The sequence below is a fragment of the Streptomyces sp. NBC_01775 genome, from assembly GCF_035917675.1.
Classification (GTDB): domain Bacteria; phylum Actinomycetota; class Actinomycetes; order Streptomycetales; family Streptomycetaceae; genus Streptomyces.
The window spans coordinates 4,623,001-4,647,880 of sequence record NZ_CP109104.1; the positions used below are offsets into that span (position 1 = coordinate 4,623,001).

Sequence of the window (24,880 nt, forward strand, 5' to 3'; positions counted from 1 at the left end):
CGACCCGCCGACCCGCTGATACGCCGACCCGCTGATACGCCGACCGGCCGCCGACGCGGGGTCGACGGCCGGTGGAAGGCCGGTGGAGACCGGTGGAAGTGGCTCGGGGGCTGAGCGGCCTGCCCGGAGGCGGGCTGGGCGTACCCAGGGCCGGGAGGGGCGGACGAGGCGTCAGTTGCCCTCGGTGTTGTTGCCCGCTTCGCCGCCCTCGTTGTCGCCGCCTTGGTCCTCGTCGCCGGACGTCGGGGTCGGGGACTTCGTCGGGCTGCCGCCGCCGTCCCCGTTGCCGTTCGACACACCGCCACGGCCGCCGTTGCCGGTGCCGGTCGGGGTGTCGGCCGGCCCTCCGGTCTGCGAGGTGGTGGGCCGGGGCGGGCCCGTCGCCGAGTTCGTCGGTGTCGGGGTCGGCGTCCAGTCGCCCGGGTCACCCGTGCCGGTGCCGGGGTCCTCCTCCTCGGTCTCCGTCGGCGTGCCCTTCGGATCCTTGGTGTGCTTCTCCTTCTTGGTCTCCGAATTGCTGTGGGACGGCTTCTTATCCTTGTTGTCGCCGCCCGTGCCGTCCTTGAGCGCGTAGGCGATGCCGCCCGCGATGGCGATCACCGCGAGGAAGGCCACCAGCGCGTACTTGAAGCCGTTGCCGCCCCTGCTGCCCCTGCCGCCGCCACCGCCGCGCCGACTACCGCCCTCGAACCCCCCGTCGTCGTCCCGGGAGCCCGGCAGCATGGGCGCGCCCATCTGGGAGGTCTCGGAGTGGGAGGGGTGCTGGCGGGCGTCGGCGCCGGGGACGCCCATGGCGGGGGTCGAGGCCCCGACGTGCGTGACCGGGCCGGTGTTCCACAGACCGCCCGTGTGGGCGCCCTGCTCGTGCAGCATCTGGAGCGCGTACTGCGACAGTCCGCGCATCTCCTCGGCCGACTGGAAACGGTCGTCCGGATCCTTGGCCAGCGCGCGCATCACCAGCCCGTCCAGCTCGGGCGGCACGACATCGGCGATGTGCGAGGGCAGCACCGGATCGTCCTGGACGTGCTGGTAGACCACCGACAGCGGGGTCTCACCGGTGAACGGCGGGCGCAGCGTCAGCAGTTCGTAGAGCAGACAGCCCGTCGCGTACAGGTCGGAGCGGGTGTCCACGGTCTTGCCGAGCGCCTGCTCGGGGGAGAGGTACTGCGGGGTGCCCATGACCATGCCGGTCTGGGTCATGGTGTTGGACGCGCCGTGCAGGGCGCGGGCGATGCCGAAGTCCATCACCTTGACCGCGCCGCCGTGCGTGATGATCACGTTCGCGGGCTTGATGTCGCGGTGCACGATGCCGTGCTGGTGGCTGTAGGCCAGCGCTTCCAGCACGCCGGAGACGATGATCAGCGCCTGGTCGGCGGGCGGCGCCTCCGCGGTCATCAGCAGCTCACGGATCGTGCTGCCCTCGACCAGCTCCATCACGATGTACGGCGTGATGTTGCCGCCGATCATCTCCTCGCCTGAGTCGTAGACCGCGACGACGGAGTGGTGGTTGAGGCCCGCGACGGACTGGGCCTCTCGCGTGAAGCGCGCTTTGGAGACCGGGTCCTCGGCGAGGTCGGAGCGCAGCAGCTTGACCGCGACCGTACGGCCGAGACGCAGATCCTCGGCGCCGAAGACCTCCGCCATGCCGCCCCGGCCGAGGCGGTGCGTGAGGCGGTACCGGCCGTCGCCGACGACGCCGTTGTTGCCCCACAACTCCGGCGAATCGGGCATGGAGCCGCCGCCCGTCGCGTCGGGGTCCAAGGGGCCCCCGCCGGCTTGCGTCTGTGCCATCAGTCCTCGCCGTCGATTCGAATCCGCGGACATTCACGCGGTGCGTACTCCCCCATGGAGGCTACAGGCACGCGGGGGGTACATGGATGGGGACGGAATACGAAAGAGGGGCCATCCAACAAGCTGGGACACCGGCCCCGCAAGTTCGCAGACAGCGACCGCATGTACACAGCAAGACCCACATCGGCACGCTCAACGGCGTACGCAGCATCGCTCTTCCGGGGGTGCGACGAAGGCCGTGGCGAAGGGTGTGCCGAAGCTGTGACGGAAGGTGTGACGGGACCCGCGACAGGGTGCGGGACGAGTGATGCGGGGTCCGTGCGCTGGGACGTAAGTCACCCCGTACGCTCACTGGAGCGGCTCGGCACGGCCCAGAGGACGGCACTCGCGAAGGCCGTATGCGCATCCGGTCACGGAACGGGCAACGAGCTTGACGTGACAGAGCCCTCGGGCAAACTTGGGCCAGTATCAGGTCTATGGATCACTCAACGTACCTGCACGGGGGCAGCGCCGCCGAGGGGGAAGCAGTCAGATGAGCGAGGACGGCGCACAGGCGGCCGGTAACTACTTGGGCCGCACGGTCGGCGGGGGGCGCTTCGAGCTCCGTTCACTGCTGGGCGCGGGCGGAATGGCGTCGGTGTATCTCGCCTACGACTCCGTGCTGGACAGGCAGGTCGCGGTCAAAACGCTCCACACGGAGCTGGGCCGCGAGCAGTCATTCCGCGAACGCTTCCGGCGCGAGGCCCAGTCGGTGGCCAAGCTGACGCACACCAACATCGTCTCCGTCTTCGACTCGGGCGAGGACGAGATCGACGGTTCGATGGTGCCCTACATCGTCATGGAGTACGTCGAGGGCAAGCCACTGCGCACCGTTTTGGACGAGGACGTCGCGCAGTACGGCGCGATGCCCGCCGACCGGGCGCTGAAGATCACCGGCGATGTGCTGGCAGCGCTCGAGGTCAGCCACGAGATGGGCCTGGTCCACCGCGACATCAAGCCCGGCAACGTGATGCTGACCAAGCGTGGCGTCGTCAAGGTCATGGACTTCGGCATCGCCCGCGCCATGCAGTCCGGTGTGACTTCCATGACACAGACGGGCATGGTCGTCGGCACCCCGCAGTACCTCTCCCCCGAGCAGGCGCTGGGCCGCGGCGTGGACGCCCGCTCCGACCTGTACTCGGTCGGGATCATGCTCTTCGAGCTGCTCACCGGGCGGCTCCCCTTCGACGCGGACTCGCCGCTGGCCATCGCCTACGCGCACGTCCAGGAGGAGCCGGTCGCTCCCTCCTCCATCAACCAGTCCGTGCCGCCCGCCCTCGACGCCCTGGTCGCGCGCACGCTGAAGAAGAACCCCAACGAGCGCTTCCCCTCCGCCGACGCCATGCACGACGAGTGCGCCCGCATCGGCGGCTCGGGCGTCGCCTCGGGTGCCTCGCCGATCATCATCAGCGGCGGCCCGCCCGCCAACAGCGGCGCGGGCGTGGGCCAGGCCGTCTTCCCGCCCGTCGAGGCGGGCACCCCGCCCTCGCAGGGCGGAGTGCAGCAGCCGTACCAGCCGGGGCCGTACAACAGCGGGGGCTTCGGCCCCTCCACCCCGCCGCCCACCCAGCCCGCGATGGGACGGCCCGGCTTCGGTCCCTCCACCCCGCCGCCGCCCTCGCCCTACGCTGCGGCCTCCGGCGGTTCCGCCACCCCGCCGCCCTACAGCCTCACGCCTCCCTCGGGTGGGCACGGCGCGCCTTCCCCCGGTGGGCACGGCGGCCCCGGCAAGAAGCCGTCGCCGGGCGCCATGGCCGGTTACGGCATCGCCGGTCTCGCCGTCATCATCGCCCTGGTCTTCGTGATCATCAATGCCTCAAGCGGCGGCGATGACAAGGAGGCCGACAAGAAGCCCGCCAAGAAGCCCACACAGAACGTGAAGCCGGGCGGGGCCGCCTCCGGCGACGGGGGGTCGGGCGGGAAGTTCAAGGGCCCGGACAAGAGCCGCACCATCGACTCGTCCAAGTGCACCGACGCCTCCAAGACCTATGACGACAAGAGCAAGGTCATGATCCCGAATCTGACCATCAAGGACCTCACCTCGGTGAAGGCCTGCCTGCGTGCGGCGGGATGGAAACTCGGCGAGGTCACCACCGAGGACGAGAACGTCTGGGGCAAGAACACGGTGCTGGACCAGAACCCGGCTGACCTTGATGACTTCGACCCGAAGAAGGACAAGGTCGACCTGACGGTCTCCTCGGGACAGCCGGCGGACTGACACCAGCCACCAGTCCCTGGCCGGCACCGGCCTGGGACTTGGGACCGGCCCGCAGACTGAGACCGGCCCGCTGTCTGAGACCGAGCCCCGGCCTTGCCGGGGCCCGGGGCCTCGGATCTCGGGTCTCGGCAAGGCCGCAGGTCCTCGTCGGCTCTCCCGCCCCCGGAGGTCAGGACGCTGCCATGCGCCTCACCTCCACCATGCGAAACCGCCCGGCCACGAACGCCCCGTCGCACAGCGTGCAGTTGGCCGCGGGGTTGCCGCCCGAGCCGTGGAAGTCGGAGAAGCCGGCCGTCTGATTGACGTACACACCGCCGGTGAGATTCAGCGAGAGCTGCGCCGGCTCGTCGAAGCAGACCTCCTCCACCTGGCGCTCCACCTCGGGCGAGGTGGTGTACGCGGCGACGGTCATCGCGCCCTTCTCCCTCAGGGTGCTCCGCAGCAGCGTCAGCGCGTCCTCCGTCGAGCCGACGGCCACCGCGAAGGAGACGGGGCCGAAGCACTCGGAGAGATAGCCCGCCTCGGCCTCGGGCTTGGCGGCGTCCAGTTTGACGATCACGGGGGTGCGGACCGTGGCGCCGGGGAACTCGGGGTTTTCCACCACCCTTGAGGGCAGGACGACTTCACCCAGCGAGGACGCCGAATCGAGCCGCTCGCGCACCTGGTCGCTGACGATCGCTCCCAGCAGGGCGTTCGCCCGTGCGTCGTCACCCAGCAGCTTGCTGACGGCGGCGCCGAGGTCCGCGACGACCTCGTCGTAGGACTTGTGCCCGGCGTCGGTCGCGATGCCGTCCGCGGGGATCACCAGATTCTGCGGCGTGGTGCACATCTGGCCGCTGTAGAGCGAGAGGGAGAAGGCGAGGTTGGAGAGCATCCCCGCGTAGTCGTCGGTGGAGTCGATGAGGACGGTGTTGACCCCCGACTTCTCCGTGTGGACCTGCGCCTGGCGGGCGTTGGCCTCCAGCCACTCGCCGAAGGCCGAGCCGCCGGTGTAGTCGATCACCCGGATCTCGGGACGGGTGGCCAGGTTCTTGGCGATGCCGTCGCCCTCCGCCTCGGCCGCCAGGGCGACCAGATCGGCGTCGAAGCCCGCCTCGGCCAGCACCTCGCGAGCGATCCTGACCGTCAGGGCGAGCGGCAGCACCGCACGCGGGTGCGGCTTGACCAGCACAGCGTTGCCGGTGGCGAGGGAGGCGAAGAAGCCGGGGAAGCCGTTCCACGTCGGGAAGGTGTTGCAGCCGATCAGCAGCGCGATACCGCGCCCGGCCGGGGTGAACTCCTTGGTGACCCGAAGCGGGTCGCGCTTGCCCTGCGGCTTTTCCCAGACGGCCCGCTCCGGGGTGCGGGTCTGCTCGGCGTAGGCGTAGGCCACCGCCTCCATGCCGCGGTCCTGGGCGTGCGGTCCGCCCGCCTGGAAGGCCATCATGAAGGCTTGGCCGCTGGTGTGCATCACGGCCTGGGCGAACTCGTGGGTGCGGGCGCTGATCCGCGCCAGGATCTCCAGACAGACTGCGGCGCGCCCCTCGGGCCCGGCCTGGCGCCAGGCAGGCAGGCCCCCGCGCATGACGGGCAGCAGGACGTCGATGGCCCCTTCGTCCGTGCGCGGGTAGGAGATACCCATCTCCAGGCCGTACGGCGAGACTTCGGTGGCGGTCCACTCGCCGGACACGGGCTGGCCCGGCAGGTCGAAGCGGCTGCCGCGCAGCGCGTCGAAGGCGGCCTTCCCCTCCTCGGGCGCGCCCTCGCCGTAGGCCTTCGGGTGCTCGGGGTGCGGGGTCCAGAACTCCCTGGTGCGGATCGCGTCCAGAGCGCGGTCCAGGGTCGGACGGTGCTTGTCGATGAGCTGCGCTGTGGTGGATCCGTTACCGGTGGTCACGCGGACCAACTCCTCGCTGAGCTGGGAAGACGGCGGAAGACTGGGTGGTCACGGACGAGGCCTTTGCCGTGCCCGCCCACGTGATAGATACTGCAACCGACCGATCGTTCGGTGCAAGGGGGTCTGTGAACCTGTGGATAACTCCTCTCGGCGCCCGGCTAGTGCCGTGACCGGCAATGTTTGCCCGGAAGGAGCGTCGTCCGGTGCGTGCGATCGCAAGGCGGCCGGAAGCCCTTGATTGGGGTCTCCCCTGCTCGAACGAAGTTGAGAGCTTGGGGAAGGAGCTACCAGGGCTTTTGGCCAACGCGGCGAGCGTGCGTGCCGGACGGCGCGACGGGGCAAAGCTTGCCGGGAGGGGCACTAGCATCGGCCGCATGCCCACGGTCAAGCGCGACACCTACACGCCCGACTCGCTGCTCTCCGTCGCCGTGCGGGTGTTCAACGAGCGGGGCTACGACGGCACGTCGATGGAGCACCTGTCCCAGGCGGCCGGGATCTCCAAGTCCTCGATCTACCACCATGTGCGCGGCAAGGAGGAGCTGCTCCGCCGCGGCATAAGCCGCGCCCTGGACGGCCTGTTCGGGGTGCTGGAGGAGCCCAGCGCTCTTGAGGGGCGCGCGGTGGAGCGGCTGGAGCACGTCACGCGCCGCACCGTCGAGGTGCTGATGGCCGAACTCCCCTATGTGACGCTGCTGCTGCGGGTGCGCGGCAACACCGAGACGGAGATCTGGGCGATGGCCCGCCGCCGGGAGTTCGACCAGCGGGTGGCCGGGCTGGTCAAGGAGGCCGCCGTCGAGGGGGATCTGCGCGTGGATGTCGACGCGCGGCTCGCCACCCGGCTGCTGTTCGGGATGATCAACTCGATCGCGGAGTGGTACCGCCCCGACCGCGCGAACGGCAGCGGGGCACACGCGTCAGGCGGCGCCAGCAGCGCCGAGGTCGCCGAGGCGGTCGTCCGCACCGCCTTCGCCGGGCTGCGCACCCACTGATCCCGCTCCGTCCGACTCCGCCCGCCTCCGCCCGCTACGGCTCCGGCTCCAGATCCGTCTCCTCGAACACCAGCAGCGTGCGGGTGCTCAGCACCTCGGGGATCGACTGGATGCGGGTCAGCACAAGGTCGCGCAGCGCCCTGTTGTCGGAGGTGTGCACCAGCAGCAGCACGTCGAAGTCCCCGCTGACCAGCGCCATGTGCGCCGCACCGGGCAGTTCCTGGAGCTTCTCGCGCACGCTGCGCCAGGAGTCCTGCACGATCTTGAGCGTGATGTAGGCGGAAGCGCCGTATCCCGCGCGCTCCTGGTCGATCCGGGCGCTGAAGCCGCGGATGACGCCGTCTTCGATGAGCCGGTTGATGCGCGCGTAGGCGTTGGCCCGGGAAACGTGCACGCGTTCGGCCACGGAGCGTATCGAGGCTCTGCCATCCGCGCGGAGCAGCCGCAGGATGTCCCGGTCGATCGAGTCGAGAGGGCGCGCGAGGGAGCGGGAGTCCCGCCACGGCCCGGGCTCTCCCGGCCCACCGGCCATCTGTTCACCCGGCACAGCCCCCTGCCTCCCCTTGATGGACACCCTGCGGTCATCGAACGGTCCTGCGGACCATTTGTCCACAGGCCAAGGCCACCCGTAGCCAAAATGTGCCAGCGACCGAACAATCGGTAGGGGGCGTCCCATCGGGTCGCCCCGCCCGGCCAGCCGGTGGCCTGCCCCGGCTCGCCGGTGCACCACGCCGCGGCCCGCCCCCTACGAGGAGGTGCTCGACATGACGGTTCTAGAGCAGCACGGCGCCTACACCCCCACACCTCCCCCGTCCTGGCGCCCCCGCACGGACCCGGCGCCCCTCCTCCCGGATGCCGAGCCGTATCGCGTGCTCGGCCTCGGCGCACCGGATGGCCGGGATGCGGGACGAGACGGGCATTCGGGGTGCGGTGGGGCGCGGCCCGGGGGTGAGCTGCTGCGGCGCCTGCACACCGCCGTGGTGCACGGACGCCGGTTCAACGAGCAGGCGACGGCGCTCACCAAACAGGGCCGCCTCGCCGTCTACCCGTCCTCCAGGGGCCAGGAGGCATGCCAGGTCGCCGCCGCGCTGGCCCTCCGGGAGGACGACTGGCTCTTCCCCAGCTACCGCGACACCCTCGCGGCTGTGGCCCGCGGACTGGATCCCGTCGAGGTGCTCTCCCTGCTTCGGGGCGACTGGCACCACGGATACGACGCCCGCGCCACCAGGGTCGCGCCGCTGTGCACTCCCCTGGCGACCCAGCTGCCGCACGCCGTGGGCCTGGCGCACGCGGCCCGGCTCAAGGGCGACCCCGTCGCGGCGCTCGCGCTCGTCGGGGACGGCGGCACCAGCGAGGGCGACTTCCACGAGGCGCTCAATTTCGCGGCCGTGTGGCAGGCACCGGTCGTCTTCCTGGTGCAGAACAACGGTTTCGCGATCTCCGTCCCGCTCGCCAAGCAGACGGCTGCGCCCTCCCTGGCCCACAAGGCGGTCGGCTACGGCGTGCCGGGGCGGCTGGTGGACGGGAACGACGCGGCGGCCGTCCACGAGGTGCTGACCGGCGCGCTGGAGCACGCACGCGCCGGCGGGGGACCCACGCTGGTGGAGGCCGTCACCTACCGCCTGGAGGCGCACACGAACGCGGACGACGCGACGCGCTACCGCTCCGCCAGCGAGGTCGACACCTGGCGCGCACACGATCCGGTGACGCTGCTGGAGCGCGAGCTGCGGGCACGCGGCCTCCTGGACGACAAGGCCGTACAGGAGGCCGAGGAGGCGGCCGACCGGCAGGCAGCCGCGCTGCGCGACCGGATGAACGAGGATCCGCGGCTGGACCCGATGGAGCTGTTCACCCACGTCTACGCCCGGCGGACCCCACAACTGCGGCAGCAGGAGGACCAGTTGCGCGCCGAGCTGGCGGCCGAGGAGTCGGCGGGCCGCGCCGGGGCGGGGGAGGAGACCCGATGAGCACAGCAGTGCGCCGGCCGCCGGAGGCCGCCGACGCCGTGGCCCGCAAGCCCGCCACGATGGGCCAGGCGCTCAACCGCGCCCTGCGGGACGCGATGGCCGAGGATCCGGACGTGCATGTCTTCGGCGAGGACGTGGGCACCCTGGGCGGGGTCTTCCGGGTCACCGACGGACTGGCCGAGCGCTTCGGGCCGGACAGGTGCGCCGACACCCCGCTGGCCGAGGCCGGGATCCTCGGTACCGCTGTGGGAATGGCGATGTATGGGCTGCGGCCGGTCGTGGAGATGCAGTTCGACGCCTTCGCCTTCCCCGGGTTCGAGCAGCTCGTCTCGCACGTCTCCCGGATGCGCAACCGCACCCGTGGCGGCCTGCCCATGCCGCTGACCGTGCGGATCCCGTACGGGGGCGGCATCGGCGGCGTCGAGCACCACAGCGACTCCTCCGAGGCGTACTACATGGCGACGCCCGGCATCCATGTCGTCACCCCCGCCACCGTCGCGGACGCCTACGGGCTGCTGCGCGCCGCCATCGCGTCCGACGATCCGGTGGTCTTCCTCGAACCCAAGCGGCTGTACTGGTCGAAGGCCGACTGGAATCCGGAGGAGCCCGAGCACGTCCCCGGCATCGGCGAGGCCGTCGTACGCCGCCCCGGCACCTCGGCGACGCTCATCACCTACGGCCCGTCCGTGCAGGTCTGCCTGGAGGCCGCCGAGGCGGCGCGGGAGGAGGGCGAGGGCTGGGACCTGGAGGTGGTCGATCTGCGCTCGCTGGTGCCGTTCGACGAGGAGACGGTCGCCGCCTCCGTACGCCGCACCGGCCGCGCGGTCGTCGTCCACGAGTCGCCCGGATTCGCGGGCCCGGGCGGGGAGATCGCCGCCCGGATCACCGAACGCTGCTTCCACCACCTGGAGGCGCCCGTACTGCGCGTCGCGGGGTTCGACATCCCTTACCCACCGCCGATGCTGGAGCGGCACCATCTGCCCGGCGTCGACCGGATTCTGGACGCGGTGGCGCGCCTCCAGTGGGAGAGCGAATGGACCGAGGATCCGGCGAAGGGACCGGACATCCGGCATCCGGACGGAGGCACGCGCTGATGGGTGTAGTCCGCGAGTTCGCCCTGCCGGACCTGGGGGAGGGGCTGACGGAGGCGACGATCGTCCGCTGGCTGGTGGCGGTGGGCGACACGGTCAAGATCGATGAGCCCGTCGTCGAGGTCGAGACGGCCAAGGCCCTGGTCGAGGTGCCGTGCCCGTACGGGGGAGTGGTGACCTCCCACAGCGCGGCGGAGGGCGCCGAGGTGCCGGTGGGCGCCCCACTGGTCACGGTCGCGGTCGGCCCCGACGTGGCCGGCGCGGAGAGCGGCGCCGCTACCGGCCCGGCTGCCGCCTCCGAGGCGGACGGCGTCCCCGAGCCCGAACATGTGGGCGGCTCCGGGAATGTGCTGGTCGGCTACGGCACCGGACCGGCCCCGAAACGGCGTCCACGGACCTCCGTGCGCGCGCCGGGAGCGGGGACAGTGGGCGGGGCGGTGGGCGGGGCAAAAGCACGGCCGACGGCAGGGACAGAGGCCGGGGCGGGGGAGAAGTCCCGGCCGGACACACGCCGTGACACCCCCGTGAAGGCCCGCACGCAGGCCCCCGCCGGACGGAACGGTCACGACGGCGGCGCCGGGGCGAGCCGTCCCGTCGCCGTCATCTCACCCCTGGTACGCCGCCTGGCCCGCGAACACGCGGTCGACCTCGCCGGAATGACGGGCACGGGCCCCGACGGGCTGATTCTGCGGGCCGACGTGGAGCGTGCCGTTGAAGAAGCGCACGCCCAGGCGCGGACGACGCCAACCGCCGGCCGCCCCCGGAACACCGATACTCCAAAGCGCGCCGCACAACACGCTTCATCCGGTGCGCGTTCCGAGCACGGTGCCGGTGAGGGCGCGCGGCGGATCCCCCTGCGGGGCATCCGGGGCACAGCCGCCGAGCGCATGTCCCGCAGCCGCAGCGAGATCCCCGACGCGAGCTGCTGGGTCGACGCCGACGCCACGGAACTGCTCGCCCTGCGGCGGGAGATGAACGCGCCACCGGGACACGGAGCCCCCGCGGCATCCGGTTCGGCCGCGGCATCCGGCTCGAGTCCCGTATCCGACTCAAGTCCGGTATCCGGTTCGAATCCGGCATCCGGCCCGATGGGCGGCACAACCCCACCCAAAGTCTCCCTGCTGGCGCTCCTGGCGCGCATCTGCACGGCGGCCCTCACCCGCTTCCCCGAGCTGAACTCGACCGTGGACACCGAGGCGCGGGAGATCGTCGTCCTGCCCGGGGTGCACCTCGGCTTCGCCGCGCAGACCGACAGAGGGCTGGTCGTTCCCGTCGTACGGAACGCCCACACGCTGTCGGCCGAGCAGCTGTCCGAGGAGATGGCGCGGCTCACCGAAGCCGCCCGGGCGGGCACGCTCTCCCCCGCCGAGCTGACCGGCGGCACCTTCACGTTGAACAACTACGGAGTGTTCGGGGTCGACGGCTCCACCCCGATCATCAACCACCCCGAGGCCGCGATGCTCGGCGTCGGACGTATCGCCCGCAAACCCTGGGTGGCCGGTGGTGAGCTGGCGGTACGGGACGTCGTCCAGCTCTCCTTCACCTTCGACCACAGGGTGTGTGACGGTGGCACGGCGGGAGGCTTCCTGCGCCATGTCGCGGACTGCGTGGAGCGGCCGGCGGTGCTTCTCCGTACGCTCTGATGCGTGACCCAGGCATCCGGACCCGCACCCACCACGCCCGGCGCGGGCGCGCCACGACGAACCTATGGCGCGCTCGTGCTGGCGGGCGGCGGAGCCAGCCGGCTGGGCGGCACGGACAAACCGGCCGTCACGGTCGGCGGCAGACCACTGCTCGACCGCGTGCTGAGCGCCTGTGCCGACGCGACGGCGTCGGTCGTCGTGGGCCCACGACGACCGACGTACCGTGCGGTCGCGTGGGCCCGCGAGGACCCGCCGGGCGGCGGCCCGCTCACGGGCCTGCACGCCGGTCTGAGCCGCCTCGACGCTCTCGATGAGGCCCACGGGGCCGGGGGCGCCCCGCGAGGCCTCAGCGACCCCGTGCTGGTCGTTTCCGCGGATCTGCCCTTCCTGGGCGCGGATACGGTGCGCGCGCTGCTGGACATCCCCGCGGGATACGAGGGCGCCGTCGTCCACGACGGCCGCGACCAGCCGCTGCTGGCCGCCTACCGCGCCGAGCCGCTGCGCCGCGAACTCGCCCTGCTGCGCACCGAGTACGGGTATCTTTCGGGCCTGCCGTTGCGCTTGTTGCTGCCGGGGCTGAAGCTGCACCGTGTGACCTCTCCCGCCGCCGTGGCCGCCGCGCTGGACTGCGACACCTGGGACGACATCGCCACAGCGCGGGCCCGTATCAGGGAGCATGGCACCGTGCTGGATGAATGGATCACCGCAGTCAAGGCCGAACTGGGCATCGAGACCGAGGTCGACACCGCCACGCTGCTCGACCTCGCCCGCGACGCCGCGCACGGCGTGGCGCGGCCGGCGGCGCCGCTCACCACGTTCCTGGTGGGGTACGCGGCGGGACGTGCCGACGGCACACCTGAGGACATCGCGCGCGCGGCGGCCAAGGCGGCGGAGCTCGCGCGCCGCTGGGCCGCGGAGGACCAGGAGCACCCCACGAACTCCCAGGACGCGGAAGACGAACGATGAGCGGGGCCGACGAACTCGACGAGGCCATCGCGCTGGCCAACAGCGGCAGGGCCCGGCCCTCAGCCCCGCCCGCGCCGCGGCTCAAGCGGATTCGGCGCATCCAATGGAGCGAGGACCAGCAGGGCCCCGGGCACGGCGCCCCGGGCGCGGGGCGCGCGCAGGGGGAGAGCACCGAACCGGGCGGCGGGCGCACGACGGGCCGCGAGTCCGCGCCCGGTGCAAGTGCCGGTGCCGGAGGCGACCGGGCCGGCGCCCGTCAGCGCGACGAGGCGGTGTACGACGTCGACGAGCCCTCGCTTCATCCGGACCCGCACAGCGGCCCTCGCCCGGACGCTTCTTCGCCCACTACCGGATACCGGGGCGGAACGGGAGGCTCCGGCACGCGGCCGGATGAACAGAAGCCCCCGCCCGAGCGGAAGCCTCCACGCCCGGAGTGGGCCGAGGCCGTCGCACTGGCGTCCCGCGTCGCCTCCCCGCTCCCCCACGCCACGCTGCCGCTCGACCGTGCGCTGGGCCACACCCTGGCCGCGCCGCTGCGGGCCCTGACCGACCTGCCGTCGTTCGACACCTCCGCCATGGACGGCTGGGCCGTTTCCGGGCCTGGGCCTTGGGAGTTGGCGCGCGAGCCGGACGGCAGCGAGAGTCCCGGCATCCTGGCGGGCGACAGGTCCCAGCCGCCGCAGCTGGCCGACGGGCAGGCGGTCCGTATCGCCACTGGTGCCCGCATCCCGCCCGGCACCAGCGCCGTCCTGCGCTCCGAGCATGCCGAACCGACCGGCAAGGGACGGCTGCGCACCACGAGCCCGCCCCAGCCGGGCACCGACGTACGGCCGCGCGGCCAGGAGTGCCGCACGGGCGACGAGTTGCTGTCCCCCGGCGCGCTCATCACCCCGGCCGCCCTGGGCCTCTCCTCGGCCGCCGGCTACGACGAGCTGGAGGTCGTGCGCCGCCCGCGCGCCGAAGTCCTCGTCCTGGGTGACGAACTGCTCCACAAAGGCCTCCCGCACGACGGCCTGATCCGGGACGCGCTCGGCCCGATGGTGGGGCCGTGGCTGGCCTCCCTGGGCGCTGAGGTGATCGTCACCCGGCGGCTCGGCGACGACGCCGAAGCGCTGTACGAGGCGATCGCGACGACCACGGCCGATGTCGTCGTCACCACCGGAGGAACGGCGGCCGGCCCCGTCGACCATCTCCAGCCCACACTTCGACGCCTGGAGGCCGGACTGCTCGTCCAAGGCGTGCGCGTACGCCCCGGCCACCCCATGCTGCTGGCCGCACTGCCGGATGAAGCAAGATTGCCGGATGAAGCAGGAAAGGCCGGCCGTGTGGGCACTGACAACAGCGGCCGGAAGCCGGGCCGCACCTACCTGGTGGGCCTCCCCGGCAATCCGCTCGCGGCGCTTTCCGGACTGATGACCCTGGCGGCTCCGCTGCTGCGCGCCCTCGCCGGGCGGCCCGAACCCGCCCCGGCGCAAGCCACGTTGGGCGAGGAGGTGCACGGCCACCCACGCGACACCCGGCTGGTGCCCGTCGTCCGCGAAGGTTCGGGCATCCGGGCACGCATCCGCCCGCTGCGGTTCGCCGGGCCCGCCATGCTGCGCGGTATCGCCTCCGCCGACGCGCTCGCCGTCATCCCGCCGCACGGCGCGGCTCCGGGTACGGACGTTCCCGTTCTGGAGCTGCCATGGTGAGGCGGCTGCGCAGCCCCAAGGACGAGGACGGCGAGTCGGAGCAGCAGCGCAACGTCCTGCTGCCACGCCCCGACGTCAGCCCGTTCCGGCAGGTCGCCCGGCGGCTGCTCGCCGCGTTCGCCGTCTTGTGGGTGACGGTGCTGCTGGTCTACGTGGACAAGGACGGCTATGTCGACGACGTCGACAACCATATGACCTTCCTGGACTGCCTCTACTACACGACGGTCACGCTCTCGACGACCGGATACGGCGACATCGCCCCCGGCTCGGACAGCGCGCGCCTCGTCAACACCTTCCTGGTCACGCCCTTGCGCGTGCTGTTCCTGATCATCCTCATCGGCACCACTCTCGAAGCTCTGACGGACCGCACCCGGCAGCAGTGGCGCCTCTCCCGCTGGAGGTCCGCCTTGCGCGACCACACCGTCGTCGTCGGGTTCGGCACCAAGGGCCGCTCGGCGACCCAGACTCTCCTGTCGACGGGACTCGGCCGCAATCAGGTCGTGGTCATCGACCCGCACGCCCACGCGGTCAAGGCCGCGAACGCGGAGGGCTTCGCCGGGGTCGAGGGGGACGGCACCCGCAGCGAGGTGCTCGTACGGGCCGAGGTGCAGCGTGCGAAACAGATCGTGATCGCCCCACAGCGCGACGACACCTCGGTGCTGGTGACTCTGACGGCGCGGCAGCTCAACCCGCGCATCAAGATCGTCGCGGCGGTCCGTGAGGAGGAGAACGCCCCGCTGCTGCGGCAGTCCGGAGCGGACGCGGTGATCACCAGCGCGAGCGCGGCGGGCCGGCTGCTCGGCCTGGCCATGCTCAGCCCGTACGCCAGTACGGTCATGGAGGACCTCATCCAGCAGGGCACCGGGCTCGACCTCAAGGAGCGCCCCGTCACCAAGGCGGAGGCGGGCCACGCGCCGCGTGACTGCGCCGACCTGGTGGTCTCGGTCATCCGCGGCCACCGGATACTCCCCTTCGACGATCCGGAGGCCGCCAAGCTCCAGCTCACCGACCGCGTCGTGGTCATCCACCGCGCCTCGCACGCGGCTCCCGAACCGGGCGAGCGGCGGGGCGAGTTCCGGTAGGAGGTCTCACCCCTTCGGGTGGCAGTGTCGCGCCTCGGGGATTCCGGAGGGCTCCAGGCGTGACGATGTCGCGATGGATCCGCCGCCCACCTGTCCCAACTGCCCCGCCAGGCTCCTGTGGAAGGACACCCGCGAGACGGGACCGGGCAAGGAGGACTTCTGGTTCTGGTTCTGCTCGGGCTGCCATCAAGGCTATGCGCCGACCCCGGACCAGAAGCTCCGCTTCACTTACGCCGCCTGAACGCGCGGGCCGGACATCCGTGCGGGTAGCGTCGGCCGCATGCATGCGATCACGATTCCCGAACCCGGCGGTCCCGAGGCGCTGGTCTGGGCGGAGGTCCCGGACCCCGAGCCAGGGGAAGGCGAAGTCCTCGTCGATGTCGCGGCGAGCGCCGTCAACCGCGCCGACCTGCTCCAGCGCCAGGGCTTCTACGAGCCGCCGCCGGGCGCCAGCCCGTATCCCGGCCTGGAGTGCTCGGGGCGGATCTCGGCCGTGGGCCCAGGCGTGTCCGGATGGGCGGTCGGCGACGAGGTGTGCGCCCTGCTGAGCGGGGGCGGCTACGCCGAGAAGGTGCAGGTGCCCACCGGCCAGCTGCTGCCCGTGCCCGACGGCGTCGACCTGCTGACGGCGGCGGGTCTGCCGGAGGTGACCTGCACGGTCTGGTCGAACGTCTTCATGGTCGCGCACCTGCGACCGGGCGAGACGCTGCTGGTGCACGGCGGCTCCAGCGGCATCGGCACTCTCGCCATCCAGCTCGCCAAGGCGGTGGGCGCCCGGGTCGCGGTGACGGCGGGCAGCGCGGCGAAGCTGAAGCGCTGCGCCGAGCTGGGCGCGGACATCCTGATCAACTACCGCGAGCAGGACTTCGTCGACGAGCTGCGTTCGGCCACCGACGGGGCGGGCGCCGACGTGATCCTCGACAACATGGGCGCGAAATACCTGGATCGGAACATCAAGTCCCTCGCGGTGAACGGCCGCCTGGCCGTCATCGGCATGCAGGGCGGCACCAAGGGCGAGCTGAACCTCGCCGCGCTGCTGGCCAAGCGCGGTGCGGTGACGGCCACTTCGCTGCGCGCCCGGCCGCCGGCCGAGAAGGCGGCGATCGTGGCGGCCGTACGCGAGCACGTGTGGCCGCTGATCGCCGAGGGCCAGGTGCGGGCCATCGTGGACAGTACGGTCCCGATGCGCGACGCGGCGGAGGCGCACCGCGCCATGGACGCGAGCGGCCACGTCGGCAAGATCCTCCTCAAGCCATGAAGGCTGGGCTATGAGGGCCGGGGCCACGGGGGCCACGCGGGCCACGGGCACGGGGACCTGACGCCCTGCGGGGCGGGGCGCGGCCCGGGGCACTCGTCAGGGGGCCGCCCCGCCGTCCTGTCGCCCCGCTGCCCGGAGCGGCCCCCTCGGGCTCGGACTCCGGCTCGCGCTCAGTCAGAGGCGCGGCCACAGGTCCGGGGCCCGGACCGTGCCCGGCCGGGCAGGGGTGATCTCTCCGTCCCCCATCCGCCCCGCCCGAAATGCCGGATTTATACCCTCGTGTGACGCTGATGAGGTCTCTGGACCATCCAGCGCGGGAGGGTCACGGCCGTGGGGCACGCTCAGCGAAGGCGCATGGCATTTTCCCTGCTGACCTGCGCGTTGTTGGTTCTCCCCGCACCCGCCGCGCTCGCGCGCCCGGCCCACGGCGAGGCAGCACGCACCCTCCAGGAGGCGAAGGACCCCGGCGAGAGCTTGGAGGGCTCGGAGGGCTCGGAAGCCAGTGAGTCCGCTCCGGACCGCCGTACGGCGCAGCCGGAGCGGACGGCACTCTCCAGCGCGCCGGCTTCGGCATCGATCCCGGCCTCGCCCCTGACATCGCCCCCGGCATCCGGTGCCCTGCGAACCGTCGCACCGGATGCCGCACCGGAAGACGAGGACCGGGCCGGGGATCCTCTGCCGTCGCAGCCAACACCGTCGTTTCCCGCAGGCGGCCCCCAGCAGCCGCCGGAGCCGTCGCGCCAGGAAGGCTCAGGCCATCCGGTGCCGCTTCTCGATCCCGGGCGGGAGTCGCCCGGATCGGCCGTCGGCTCCTCGCACCGGCCCGCCCTGCCCTCCTACCCGAACGGGTTCGACCGTCCCTCCGGTCAGCTCGGACACCCCGGCCAGCTCGAACATCCCGCCCAGCTCGGACACTCCGGTCAGCTCGGACACCCAGACCGGCTCAGCAAGCTCACTCGGCCCAGCAGCCATGGCCGGCCCAACAGCATCGACCGGCCCAAGAGCCCCGGCCAGGACTGGGAGGCATGGGAAGAGTGGCTGTCCTGGCAGCCCGGCCGGTCTCCCCGCCCCCGGCGCACCAGCGCCCTCGACCCACACGAGAAACGGCCCGAAGCCACCCGCTCTCCCAGCCGCCACCATCAGCCTTCGAAGACTCCCGGACCCTCCCGGTCCCGAAGCGCCGGCACAGCGGGCCGCGAGGCTGACGGCAAGGAACAAGGCAGGGACAAGGCCAAGAAGCGCAAGCACACCAGACCCGACCGCCCCCGGCGCTCCGAGAAGCCTGAGGCAGGTCGCCGGCCCGCCGCGCACCCGCCGTCCTCCGGTCACCGCCGCCCACGGCCCCGGTCCTCCGAACAGGCCATCGGGCAGCACAATCTCTACGAGCCCGACAGCGCCCGCCCCCGCGAGGGCGGCGAGGAGGAACGTGTCTCCGCCCAGCCGTCCGGCCAGGTGTTGCCCGTGCTGCCGCTCGGCGCCGGCATGACGCTCGTGGGGCTGGGACTCGGCTTCCTGGCCCTGCGGCTGCGGAGGAGCTGAACCCCGCCCCTCGCCCGGCGGACGCGGTGGATCAGGATGCAGAATGGGGGGCATGACACAGCCCAGCAACGAACAATCGCAGGAGAGCCCCCAGGTCCTGGTCGTGGGCCCCGACGGGATGGCTCTTGGCAGTGCCGCGCCCAAGGGCGGCGGGGACGGCGATGGCGATGAGCAGGCTGAGGTCCCCGTGACGGAAATGGTGGAGCAGCCCGCGAAGGTCATGCGGATCGGCAGCATGATCAAGCAGTTGCTGGAGGAGGTGAAGGCGGCCCCTCTGGACGAGGCCAGCAGGGTTCGGCTCAAGGAGATCCACACCAGCTCGATCAAGGAGCTGGAAGACGGTCTGGCGCCCGAGCTGATCGAGGAGCTGGAGCGCCTCTCGCTGCCCTTCGCCGACGACTCCACCCCCACCGACGCCGAACTGCGCATTGCCCAGGCACAGCTGGTCGGCTGGCTGGAGGGCCTCTTCCACGGTATCCAGACGGCGCTGTTCGCCCAGCAGATGGCGGCGCGCGCCCAGTTGGAGCAGATGCGCAGGGCGCTGCCGCCCGGCGCCGTACCGGAGGATCTCGGCGCCAACGAGGCGCAGGGCCGCACCGGCGGCCCCTACCTCTGAACCGACCCGTCAGGTGCCTCTGAACCGAACGGTCAGGTGCCTCTGCCCCGGCCCGTCAGATACCTGTGACCAGAGCCGTCAGGCGCTCTGCGCCATCCAGTGGTAGAGCGCCATGGCGACACTGGTGGCCAGGTTGTAGCTGGAGACCTGCGGCTCCATGGGAAGCGCCACGAGATGGTCGGCACGGGCCCGGACCACGTCCGAGAGCCCGTGCCGCTCCGATCCGAAGGCGAGCATCGCACCCCGGGGAAGCGGCGCGTCCCGCAGATCCGCACCATCCGGGTCGAAGGCGTAGAGCGGACCCTCCGGCAGCGCGGCAGCCTCCCGGCGCTCGACGGCCGTCGCGAAGTGCAGCCCGGCGCTCGCCCGTACGGCCGAGGGGTGCCAGGGATCGGCGTCCCCCGTGGTGAGCACGCCACCGGCGCCCGCGCCCGCCACCAGCCTGACCACGGCGCCGACGTTGCCGAGGTTGCGGGGGTTGTCCAGGACGACGAGGGGCGCGTCCCGGCCGGACCTCTCCCGGGGCACGCCGCCTCGCGCGGGGTCGCGCAGAGCGAGCGCTGCCACTCCCGTCGGGTGCGGGCGTGGCACCAGGGCACGCAGCGTCTCCCCCGGGACCTCCTCCAGCAGTTCCTCAAGAGTGCCGGTCAGATCGGGCGCCAGCTCCGCGGCCAGTGCCAGCGCGGCCGGCCTGTCCCTGGCGACCGCGACGGGCACCCGTGCGCCGAAGCGCAAAGCATGCTTCAGCGCGTGGAACCCGTCCAGCAGCACGCCCTCAGCGGCGTATCTCTCCCACTCCGTCCCACCAGTCACCCGGCTACCCTACGGCCGCCCTGACGTGGACCTTCACCGGCGGGAGACGGCGTCCGGGCGCGCTTCCTCGGCTTGTACGTCTTCATCCGGTGCGCCCGTTCCCCGCGCGCCCCAGGTGACCGTTCGCGCCGCTCCGGGCGCCTTCGCGCGTCCTGTGCCGGGCAGAGAGCCCCAGGCGCGTCCGGCGAGTGCGGAGATGTGGCGACCCGACCACACCAGGAAGACCGTCGGCAGGAACACCGCGTCCGCGGCGATCATCGCCAGGGAGAAGAAGGGCAGCCCGAGCAGCAGGGCGATGCTGATGTGCTCGATGATCATCATGGCCAGCAGCACGTTCTTCACGCGCCTGTTGAACAGGGTGAACGGAAAGGCGACCTGGGTGGCGACGGTGCCGTAGGTGACCAGGAAGATCATGACTCCGCTGCTCGCGAGCAGCGTGCTCAGCTCCGGCCAGGGCGTGAAGTAGTCCAGATTCATCGGGTAGTAGACGGCGGTGCCGTCCTGCCAGCGAGTGCCCTGGATCTTGAACCATCCGGCGGTCGAATAGATCAGGCAGACCTCGACCATGATGACGAGCAGTACGCCGTTGTGCGCGAGGTTGGCGAGCACATCGCACACGTCGCGCAGCTCGCGCACCGCGTGCCCGCTCCGCGCCGCGGCCTTGACGAGCACCCACCACAGGCCCTGTACGGCCCACACCGCCCAGTAGAGGATCCCCCAGCCGGATGTGAAGCCGCCCGCGACGCTGCTGCCCAGCAGCACGGCGCCCAGCACCGCCCACAGGACCACCCCGCCGGCGCCTCCCGTACGGGCGTCCCCGCCCCGCGCGCGCTCCCGCGCCGCACGGCGCGCGTCCAGGGACCACACCTGCGCGCAGCGGGTGAACACCAGGTACATCGACATCAGATGGATGACGTTGTCCCCGCCGTCGCCCATGAAGACGCTGCGATTCTGGAGGGAGAGCACCCCGACCATGAACAGCACGCTCGCGGCCCGGGTGTGCCAGCCGAGGATCATCGCGGCCGAGGCGGCCATCGCGATGAGGTACACGAGCTGGAACCAGCTGTCGCTGCTGGACCACATCAGCACCGTGAAGGAGTCGTTGGTATCGATCAGCCGCTCGGCGAGCCCCCAGCTCCAGGGTCCGTCGGGTCCGTACAGCTCCTGGCGGTGCGGCCATTCACGCACCAGGAAGAAGAACCAGGCGCAGCCGAACCCGATCCGCACGATCGCCGTCTGGTACGGCCCGAGCGCGTGCGCGGTGATCCGGGTCAGGGCGCGTGAGACCGCGCGTTCGACGCGTGCGCGAGGACTGCCGATGGCCATGTACCGTCCCTGATCCGTCACTTGCCGCCTCCCGGAAGGTCAGCACTGGTGACCTGCCACCAGGGCTGGACGGCGTACTGCGTCTTGACGTCGATGCGCTCCTCGCTCCACTTGGGCGGGGCGACCGGCGTGACGGCGGAGCGCACCTGTACGCGCTCGACGCTGCCACCGTTCAGCTCCGGCCCGAAGCGACGCATCACGATGCGCTTCAGGTAGTCCTCGGACAGCTGTCCGCGCAGCCCTATGGGCCGGCTCTTCTCGTCATGGTTGTCGGTGTAGAACTCCCAGCCGCGCCGCAGTTCGTTCTGCTGGGTGTGGCTGGGTGCGGGGTTGCCGCGGATCGCCTCGCCGTCCATGGCGCTGAGATTGACCCAGCCCGTCGTCTGGGTGTCGCCGTTGTCCTTGGCAACGGTGGCCCGGGCGTGCACGGCGACGTTCTGCTGGAGCGGGTTGGGAGCGAACAGCTTCCAGTTCCGCTCGAATTCGGGGTTGACGTACGCGTCGATGACCTCGGCGTGCTGCTTGCTGATGGTGTTGTACGGGGCAGTCTGGAAGAAGACCATCGCCACGTGGAATGCGATCCCGACCGTGACGACGGCCAAGGCTATCGCCACGAAGATCCGAGCCGGGAGGGAGAGCGCGGCGACACCGGCCGGCTCCTCACCCTCGGGGATCCCGGCACTGTCCGGAGCCCCGGCGTCGTCCTCGGGGATCCCGGCGTCGTCCTCGGGGGTTCCGGCGTCGTCCTCGGGGGTTCCGGCGGCGTCGTATGTCCCAGCCCCGTCCTCGGGGATCCCCGCACCGGCCTCGGACGTCCTGGCACCGTCCTCGGGAGTCCCCGTATCCCCGCCAGACCCTTTCGGCCCCTCCGTCTCGCTCGCCCCTCTCGGCTCGTTCGTCCCGAGTTCCGTGCCCGGTCCGTCCGCCCCGCCTGTCCCGTCCACCCCGTCCGCCCCGTCCGCCTGCGCGTCACCCGGCGGGTGCGCTCCGCCGTCCGCCGCCCCGGGCACCTGGTGCGCTGCTGGCTCCATGCCCTGCCTGCTCCCATGTTCTCCCGCGCCCATATGACTGGGCCGGTCCGCCTCAGAGACTCTCAGAGACTACTGGGGCACGGGAGCCCGGCCCCGCGAGACCGTGGCATTCGCTCTTGACACCCCGCGAGACCTCGGCTCACCATTGGACCGAACGATCGGTCGGCTAGGTTCGTCGGGAGATCAGGGGGCTCGTATGGCATCGAGGACATCGACGCTGGTCGGCAGCGACGCGACGGGCGAGGTTGCGGGCGGGGCCGAGGAATCCGCCTTCCAGGCCGCCTTCGACGCCGCGGTGGCTGCCGACGAGCGCATCGAGCCGCGGGACTGGATGCCGGACGCCTACCGCTCCTCCCTCATCCGCCAGATCGCCCAGCACGCCCACTCCGAGATCATCGGTATGCAGCCGGAGGCCAACTGGATCGCCCGCGCCCCCTCCTTGCGCCGCAAGGCGATCCTGATGGCCAAGGTCCAGGACGAGGCGGGCCACGGCCTGTATCTCTACAGCGCCGCGGAGACGTTGGGCGCGGGCCGCGACGAGCTGCTCGACAAGCTGCACTCGGGTCGGCAGAAGTACTCCTCGATCTTCAACTACCCCACCCTGACCTGGGCGGACGTCGGCGCCATCGGCTGGCTGGTGGACGGCGCGGCGATCACCAACCAGGTGCCGCTGTGCCGCTGCTCTTACGGCCCCTACGCCCGCGCCATGGTCCGCGTCTGCAAGGAGGAGTCCTTCCACCAGCGCCAGGGCTACGAACTGCTGCTGGCCCTGAGCCGGGGCACCGAGGCGCAGCACGCCATGGCGCAGGACGCGGTGGACCGCTGGTGGTGGCCCTCGCTGATGATGTTCGGTCCACCCGACGACGAGTCGGCCCACAGCGCGCAGTCGATGCTGTGGAAGATCAAACGGCATTCCAACGACGAGCTGCGCCAGCGCTTCGTGGACATCTGCGTCCCCCAGGCCGAAGCTCTCGGCCTCACGCTGCCCGACCCGGACCTGAAGTGGAACGAGCAGCGGGAGCACTGGGACTTCGGCGTCATCGACTGGCAGGAGTTCCGCGAGGTCCTGAAGGGCAACGGGCCGTGCAACGAACAGCGGATAGCCCAGCGCCGAGCGGCACATGAGGAAGGTGCCTGGGTCCGCGAAGCCGCCGCGGCCCACGCCGCCAAGCAACACATCGCTGAACACCGCACCGCTGAACACCGCGCCTCGGCCACCGCCACAGCCACCGCCGCCACCGCCGAACCGCACGACTCCGCCCGGACAGAGAGGAGCTGAGCCCGATGAGTGCTGACTGGCCCCTGTGGGAGGTCTTCGTCCGCAGCAGGCGCGGCCTCTCGCACACCCACGCGGGGAGCCTGCACGCCCCGGACGCCCAGATGGCGCTCCGGAACGCCCGGGATCTCTACACCCGCCGCTCCGAAGGCGTCTCCCTCTGGGTGGTGCCCTCCAGCGAGATCACCGCCTCCTCCCCGGACGAGAAGGACCCGTTCTTCGCCCCCGCAGCCGACAAGGCGTACCGCCACCCGACGTTCTACGAGGTCCCGGACGGGGTGAAGAACCTGTGACGGCCACCGCCCCGCCCGCCCTCGCCACGCTTCCCCTCGCCGACGACGCACTCGTCCTCTCCCACCGCCTCGGCGAATGGGCCGGCCACGCACCCGTGCTGGAGGAGGAGCTGGCGCTGGCCAACATCGCACTGGACCTGCTGGGCCAGGCCCGCTCCCTCTACGCCGGGCTCCGCGAGGAGCTGGGCACCGAGGACGAGATCGCCTATCTGAGGGAAGAACGGGAGTTCCGCAACTGCCAGTTGGCGGAGCAGCCCAACGGAGACTTCGCCCACACCATCGTGCGGCAGCTCTTCTTCTCCACCTACCAGCAGCCGCTCTACACCCAGCTCGCCCCGGCCCTTCCGCTCGCCGAGAAGGCCGTCCGGGAGACGGCGTACCACCGCGACCACGCCGAGCAGTGGACGCTACGCCTCGGGGACGGCACCGAGGAGAGCCACGCGCGGACGCAGCGAGCCGCCGACGCGCTGTGGCGCTTCACGGGGGAGCTGTTCCAGCCCGTCGAGGGCCTGGAGGTGCGATGGGAGGAGCTGGAGGAGGAGTGGAGCGCCGGCATCGCCGATGTGTTCAGCCGCGCCGGGCTGACCGTTCCCGAAGGGCCCCGCGTGGGAGCCTGGACCGCCGGTGCGGGGCGCCAGGGGCTGCACACCGAGCCGTTCGGCCGGATGCTCGCCGAGATGCAGCATCTCCACCGCAGCCACCCGGGGGCGACATGGTGACCGCACACGGACACGCACCCGCCCAGGCACCCGCGCACGCACACACCCCGACACCCGCCGAGGCCGCGAAGGCCGCCGAAGCTGACACCGATGAGCGTCTCAAAACTCTGGCGGGACTGGCGGGTTCGGTCCCGGACCCCGAGCTCCCGGTGATCACGCTCGCCGAGCTGGGCGTGCTGCGTGCCATCAGCGAACCCGAGCCGGGCCATCTCGACGTCGAGCTGACCCCGACCTACACCGGATGCCCCGCGATCGAGGCCATGGCCTCCGACATCGAGGGCGTGCTGCGTCAGGCCGGAGCCGAGCGGGTCACCGTGCGCACCGTCCTGTCCCCGCCCTGGTCGACCGACGACATCAGCGAGGAGGGCCGCCGCAAGCTGGCGGAACACGGAGTGGCCCCGCCGCGCCCCACCTCCCGCGCCGACGGCCCGTTCCTGGTGGGCCTTTCCCCCACCAGGCACGCCCCGCCCGCCCGGCACGCCCCGCCCGGTCAAGAGGCGAGCCCGCCCCCGACGGCCGAGGCCGATCCGGTGCGCTGTCCGCACTGCGGCTCGGCCGACACCGTCGTGCTCAGCCGCTTCTCCTCGACGGCCTGCAAGGCGCTGCGCCGCTGCGAGCTGTGCGGGGAGCCGTTCGACCACTTCAAGGAGGTGTGA

At 71.7% G+C, this 24,880-nt stretch carries 22 protein-coding genes; 16 read left to right on the plus strand and 6 right to left on the minus strand.

Features of this window, described 5'->3' with window-relative positions; all coding sequences use genetic code 11:
- Window positions 1-171 precede the first annotated feature (171 nt).
- Complete coding sequence (locus OHB04_RS20590) at window positions 172-1,791, minus strand: protein kinase domain-containing protein (protein WP_326689174.1); 1,620 nt, start codon at window positions 1,789-1,791, stop codon at window positions 172-174.
- Between the two features lie 532 nt (window positions 1,792-2,323).
- Between OHB04_RS20590 and OHB04_RS20595 the strand changes: the two genes are divergently transcribed.
- Window positions 2,324-4,048: a protein kinase domain-containing protein gene (locus OHB04_RS20595; protein ID WP_326807998.1), complete on the plus strand. Its 1,725-nt coding sequence runs from the start codon at window positions 2,324-2,326 to the stop codon at window positions 4,046-4,048.
- Window positions 4,049-4,217: 169 nt separating this feature from the next.
- On the opposite strand, the gene paaN is transcribed toward OHB04_RS20595, so the two are convergent.
- The gene (gene paaN, locus OHB04_RS20600) at window positions 4,218-5,924 is read right to left on the minus strand and encodes a phenylacetic acid degradation protein PaaN (RefSeq protein WP_326689176.1); all 1,707 of its coding nucleotides are present in this window, start codon (window positions 5,922-5,924) and stop codon (window positions 4,218-4,220) included.
- A gap of 374 nt (window positions 5,925-6,298) precedes the next feature.
- Between paaN and OHB04_RS20605 the strand changes: the two genes are divergently transcribed.
- A complete protein-coding gene (locus OHB04_RS20605; protein ID WP_326807999.1) occupies window positions 6,299-6,913 on the plus strand; it encodes a TetR/AcrR family transcriptional regulator in 615 nt (204 codons plus the stop codon).
- Window positions 6,914-6,947: 34 nt separating this feature from the next.
- Here OHB04_RS20605 and OHB04_RS20610 read toward each other — a convergent pair whose 3' ends face one another.
- Window positions 6,948-7,445 carry an Lrp/AsnC family transcriptional regulator gene (locus tag OHB04_RS20610; RefSeq protein WP_326692824.1) on the minus strand — a complete coding sequence of 166 codons (498 nt, stop codon included), beginning with the start codon at window positions 7,443-7,445 and terminating at the stop codon, window positions 6,948-6,950.
- Between the two features lie 232 nt (window positions 7,446-7,677).
- Between OHB04_RS20610 and pdhA the strand changes: the two genes are divergently transcribed.
- The 10 genes from pdhA to OHB04_RS20660 all read left to right on the plus strand — a co-directional run bounded on the left by pdhA (window position 7,678) and on the right by OHB04_RS20660 (window position 18,766).
- The gene (gene pdhA / locus OHB04_RS20615; RefSeq protein WP_326808000.1) at window positions 7,678-8,880 is read left to right on the plus strand and encodes a pyruvate dehydrogenase (acetyl-transferring) E1 component subunit alpha; all 1,203 of its coding nucleotides are present in this window, start codon (window positions 7,678-7,680) and stop codon (window positions 8,878-8,880) included.
- Window positions 8,877-9,974 (plus strand): alpha-ketoacid dehydrogenase subunit beta, encoded by a 1,098-nt coding sequence (locus OHB04_RS20620; protein ID WP_326808001.1) that lies wholly within the window; start codon window positions 8,877-8,879, stop codon window positions 9,972-9,974. Before pdhA ends, OHB04_RS20620 begins: the two co-directional genes overlap by 4 nt.
- Window positions 9,974-11,614, plus strand: a complete 1,641-nt coding sequence (locus OHB04_RS20625) for a dihydrolipoamide acetyltransferase family protein (RefSeq protein WP_326808002.1) — start codon at window positions 9,974-9,976, stop codon at window positions 11,612-11,614. The genes OHB04_RS20620 and OHB04_RS20625 overlap by 1 nt, the downstream gene beginning before the upstream one ends.
- Before the next feature lie 3 nt (window positions 11,615-11,617).
- Window positions 11,618-12,580 (plus strand): DUF6457 domain-containing protein, encoded by a 963-nt coding sequence (locus OHB04_RS20630; RefSeq protein WP_326689181.1) that lies wholly within the window; start codon window positions 11,618-11,620, stop codon window positions 12,578-12,580.
- Window positions 12,577-14,271, plus strand: a complete 1,695-nt coding sequence (locus OHB04_RS20635; protein WP_326808003.1) for a molybdopterin molybdotransferase MoeA — start codon at window positions 12,577-12,579, stop codon at window positions 14,269-14,271. Before OHB04_RS20630 ends, OHB04_RS20635 begins: the two co-directional genes overlap by 4 nt.
- Entirely contained in the window at window positions 14,265-15,353 is a 1,089-nt protein-coding gene (locus OHB04_RS20640; RefSeq protein WP_326689183.1) for a potassium channel family protein, read from the plus strand. The genes OHB04_RS20635 and OHB04_RS20640 overlap by 7 nt, the downstream gene beginning before the upstream one ends.
- 73 nt (window positions 15,354-15,426) lie before the next feature.
- Entirely contained in the window at window positions 15,427-15,594 is a 168-nt protein-coding gene (locus OHB04_RS20645; protein WP_326689184.1) for a hypothetical protein, read from the plus strand.
- A gap of 39 nt (window positions 15,595-15,633) precedes the next feature.
- Window positions 15,634-16,611: an NAD(P)H-quinone oxidoreductase gene (locus OHB04_RS20650; protein WP_326689185.1), complete on the plus strand. Its 978-nt coding sequence runs from the start codon at window positions 15,634-15,636 to the stop codon at window positions 16,609-16,611.
- Between the two features lie 354 nt (window positions 16,612-16,965).
- Window positions 16,966-18,150: a hypothetical protein gene (locus OHB04_RS20655; protein ID WP_326808004.1), complete on the plus strand. Its 1,185-nt coding sequence runs from the start codon at window positions 16,966-16,968 to the stop codon at window positions 18,148-18,150.
- A 52-nt stretch (window positions 18,151-18,202) separates the two neighbouring features.
- Window positions 18,203-18,766, plus strand: a complete 564-nt coding sequence (locus OHB04_RS20660; protein WP_326689187.1) for a bacterial proteasome activator family protein — start codon at window positions 18,203-18,205, stop codon at window positions 18,764-18,766.
- 78 nt (window positions 18,767-18,844) lie between these two features.
- On the opposite strand, the gene OHB04_RS20665 is transcribed toward OHB04_RS20660, so the two are convergent.
- Genes OHB04_RS20665 through OHB04_RS20675 form a run of 3 tightly spaced genes read right to left on the minus strand, consistent with a single transcriptional unit; the run spans window position 18,845 to window position 21,936 of the window.
- A complete protein-coding gene (locus OHB04_RS20665) occupies window positions 18,845-19,579 on the minus strand; it encodes a TrmH family RNA methyltransferase (protein WP_326689188.1) in 735 nt (244 codons plus the stop codon).
- 33 nt (window positions 19,580-19,612) lie between these two features.
- Window positions 19,613-20,905: an HTTM domain-containing protein gene (locus tag OHB04_RS20670; RefSeq protein WP_326692825.1), complete on the minus strand. Its 1,293-nt coding sequence runs from the start codon at window positions 20,903-20,905 to the stop codon at window positions 19,613-19,615.
- Window positions 20,906-20,922: 17 nt separating this feature from the next.
- On the minus strand, window positions 20,923-21,936 hold the full coding sequence (locus OHB04_RS20675; RefSeq protein ID WP_326808005.1) for a DUF5819 family protein: 1,014 nt from the start codon (window positions 21,934-21,936) through the stop codon (window positions 20,923-20,925).
- A gap of 196 nt (window positions 21,937-22,132) precedes the next feature.
- On the opposite strand from OHB04_RS20675, the gene paaA reads away from it, so the two are divergent.
- From paaA to OHB04_RS20695, 4 genes are read left to right on the plus strand one after another with little or no spacing between them, the layout of a single operon-like run.
- Window positions 22,133-23,215: a 1,2-phenylacetyl-CoA epoxidase subunit PaaA gene (paaA, locus tag OHB04_RS20680; RefSeq protein WP_326808006.1), complete on the plus strand. Its 1,083-nt coding sequence runs from the start codon at window positions 22,133-22,135 to the stop codon at window positions 23,213-23,215.
- 5 nt (window positions 23,216-23,220) lie between these two features.
- Window positions 23,221-23,505: a 1,2-phenylacetyl-CoA epoxidase subunit PaaB gene (paaB, locus tag OHB04_RS20685; RefSeq protein ID WP_326689191.1), complete on the plus strand. Its 285-nt coding sequence runs from the start codon at window positions 23,221-23,223 to the stop codon at window positions 23,503-23,505.
- Entirely contained in the window at window positions 23,502-24,224 is a 723-nt protein-coding gene (paaC, locus tag OHB04_RS20690) for a 1,2-phenylacetyl-CoA epoxidase subunit PaaC (RefSeq protein WP_326689192.1), read from the plus strand. The genes paaB and paaC overlap by 4 nt, the downstream gene beginning before the upstream one ends.
- Window positions 24,218-24,880, plus strand: coding sequence for a PaaD-like zinc ribbon domain-containing protein (locus OHB04_RS20695; protein ID WP_326808007.1), 663 nt, complete (start codon window positions 24,218-24,220; stop codon window positions 24,878-24,880). The genes paaC and OHB04_RS20695 overlap by 7 nt, the downstream gene beginning before the upstream one ends.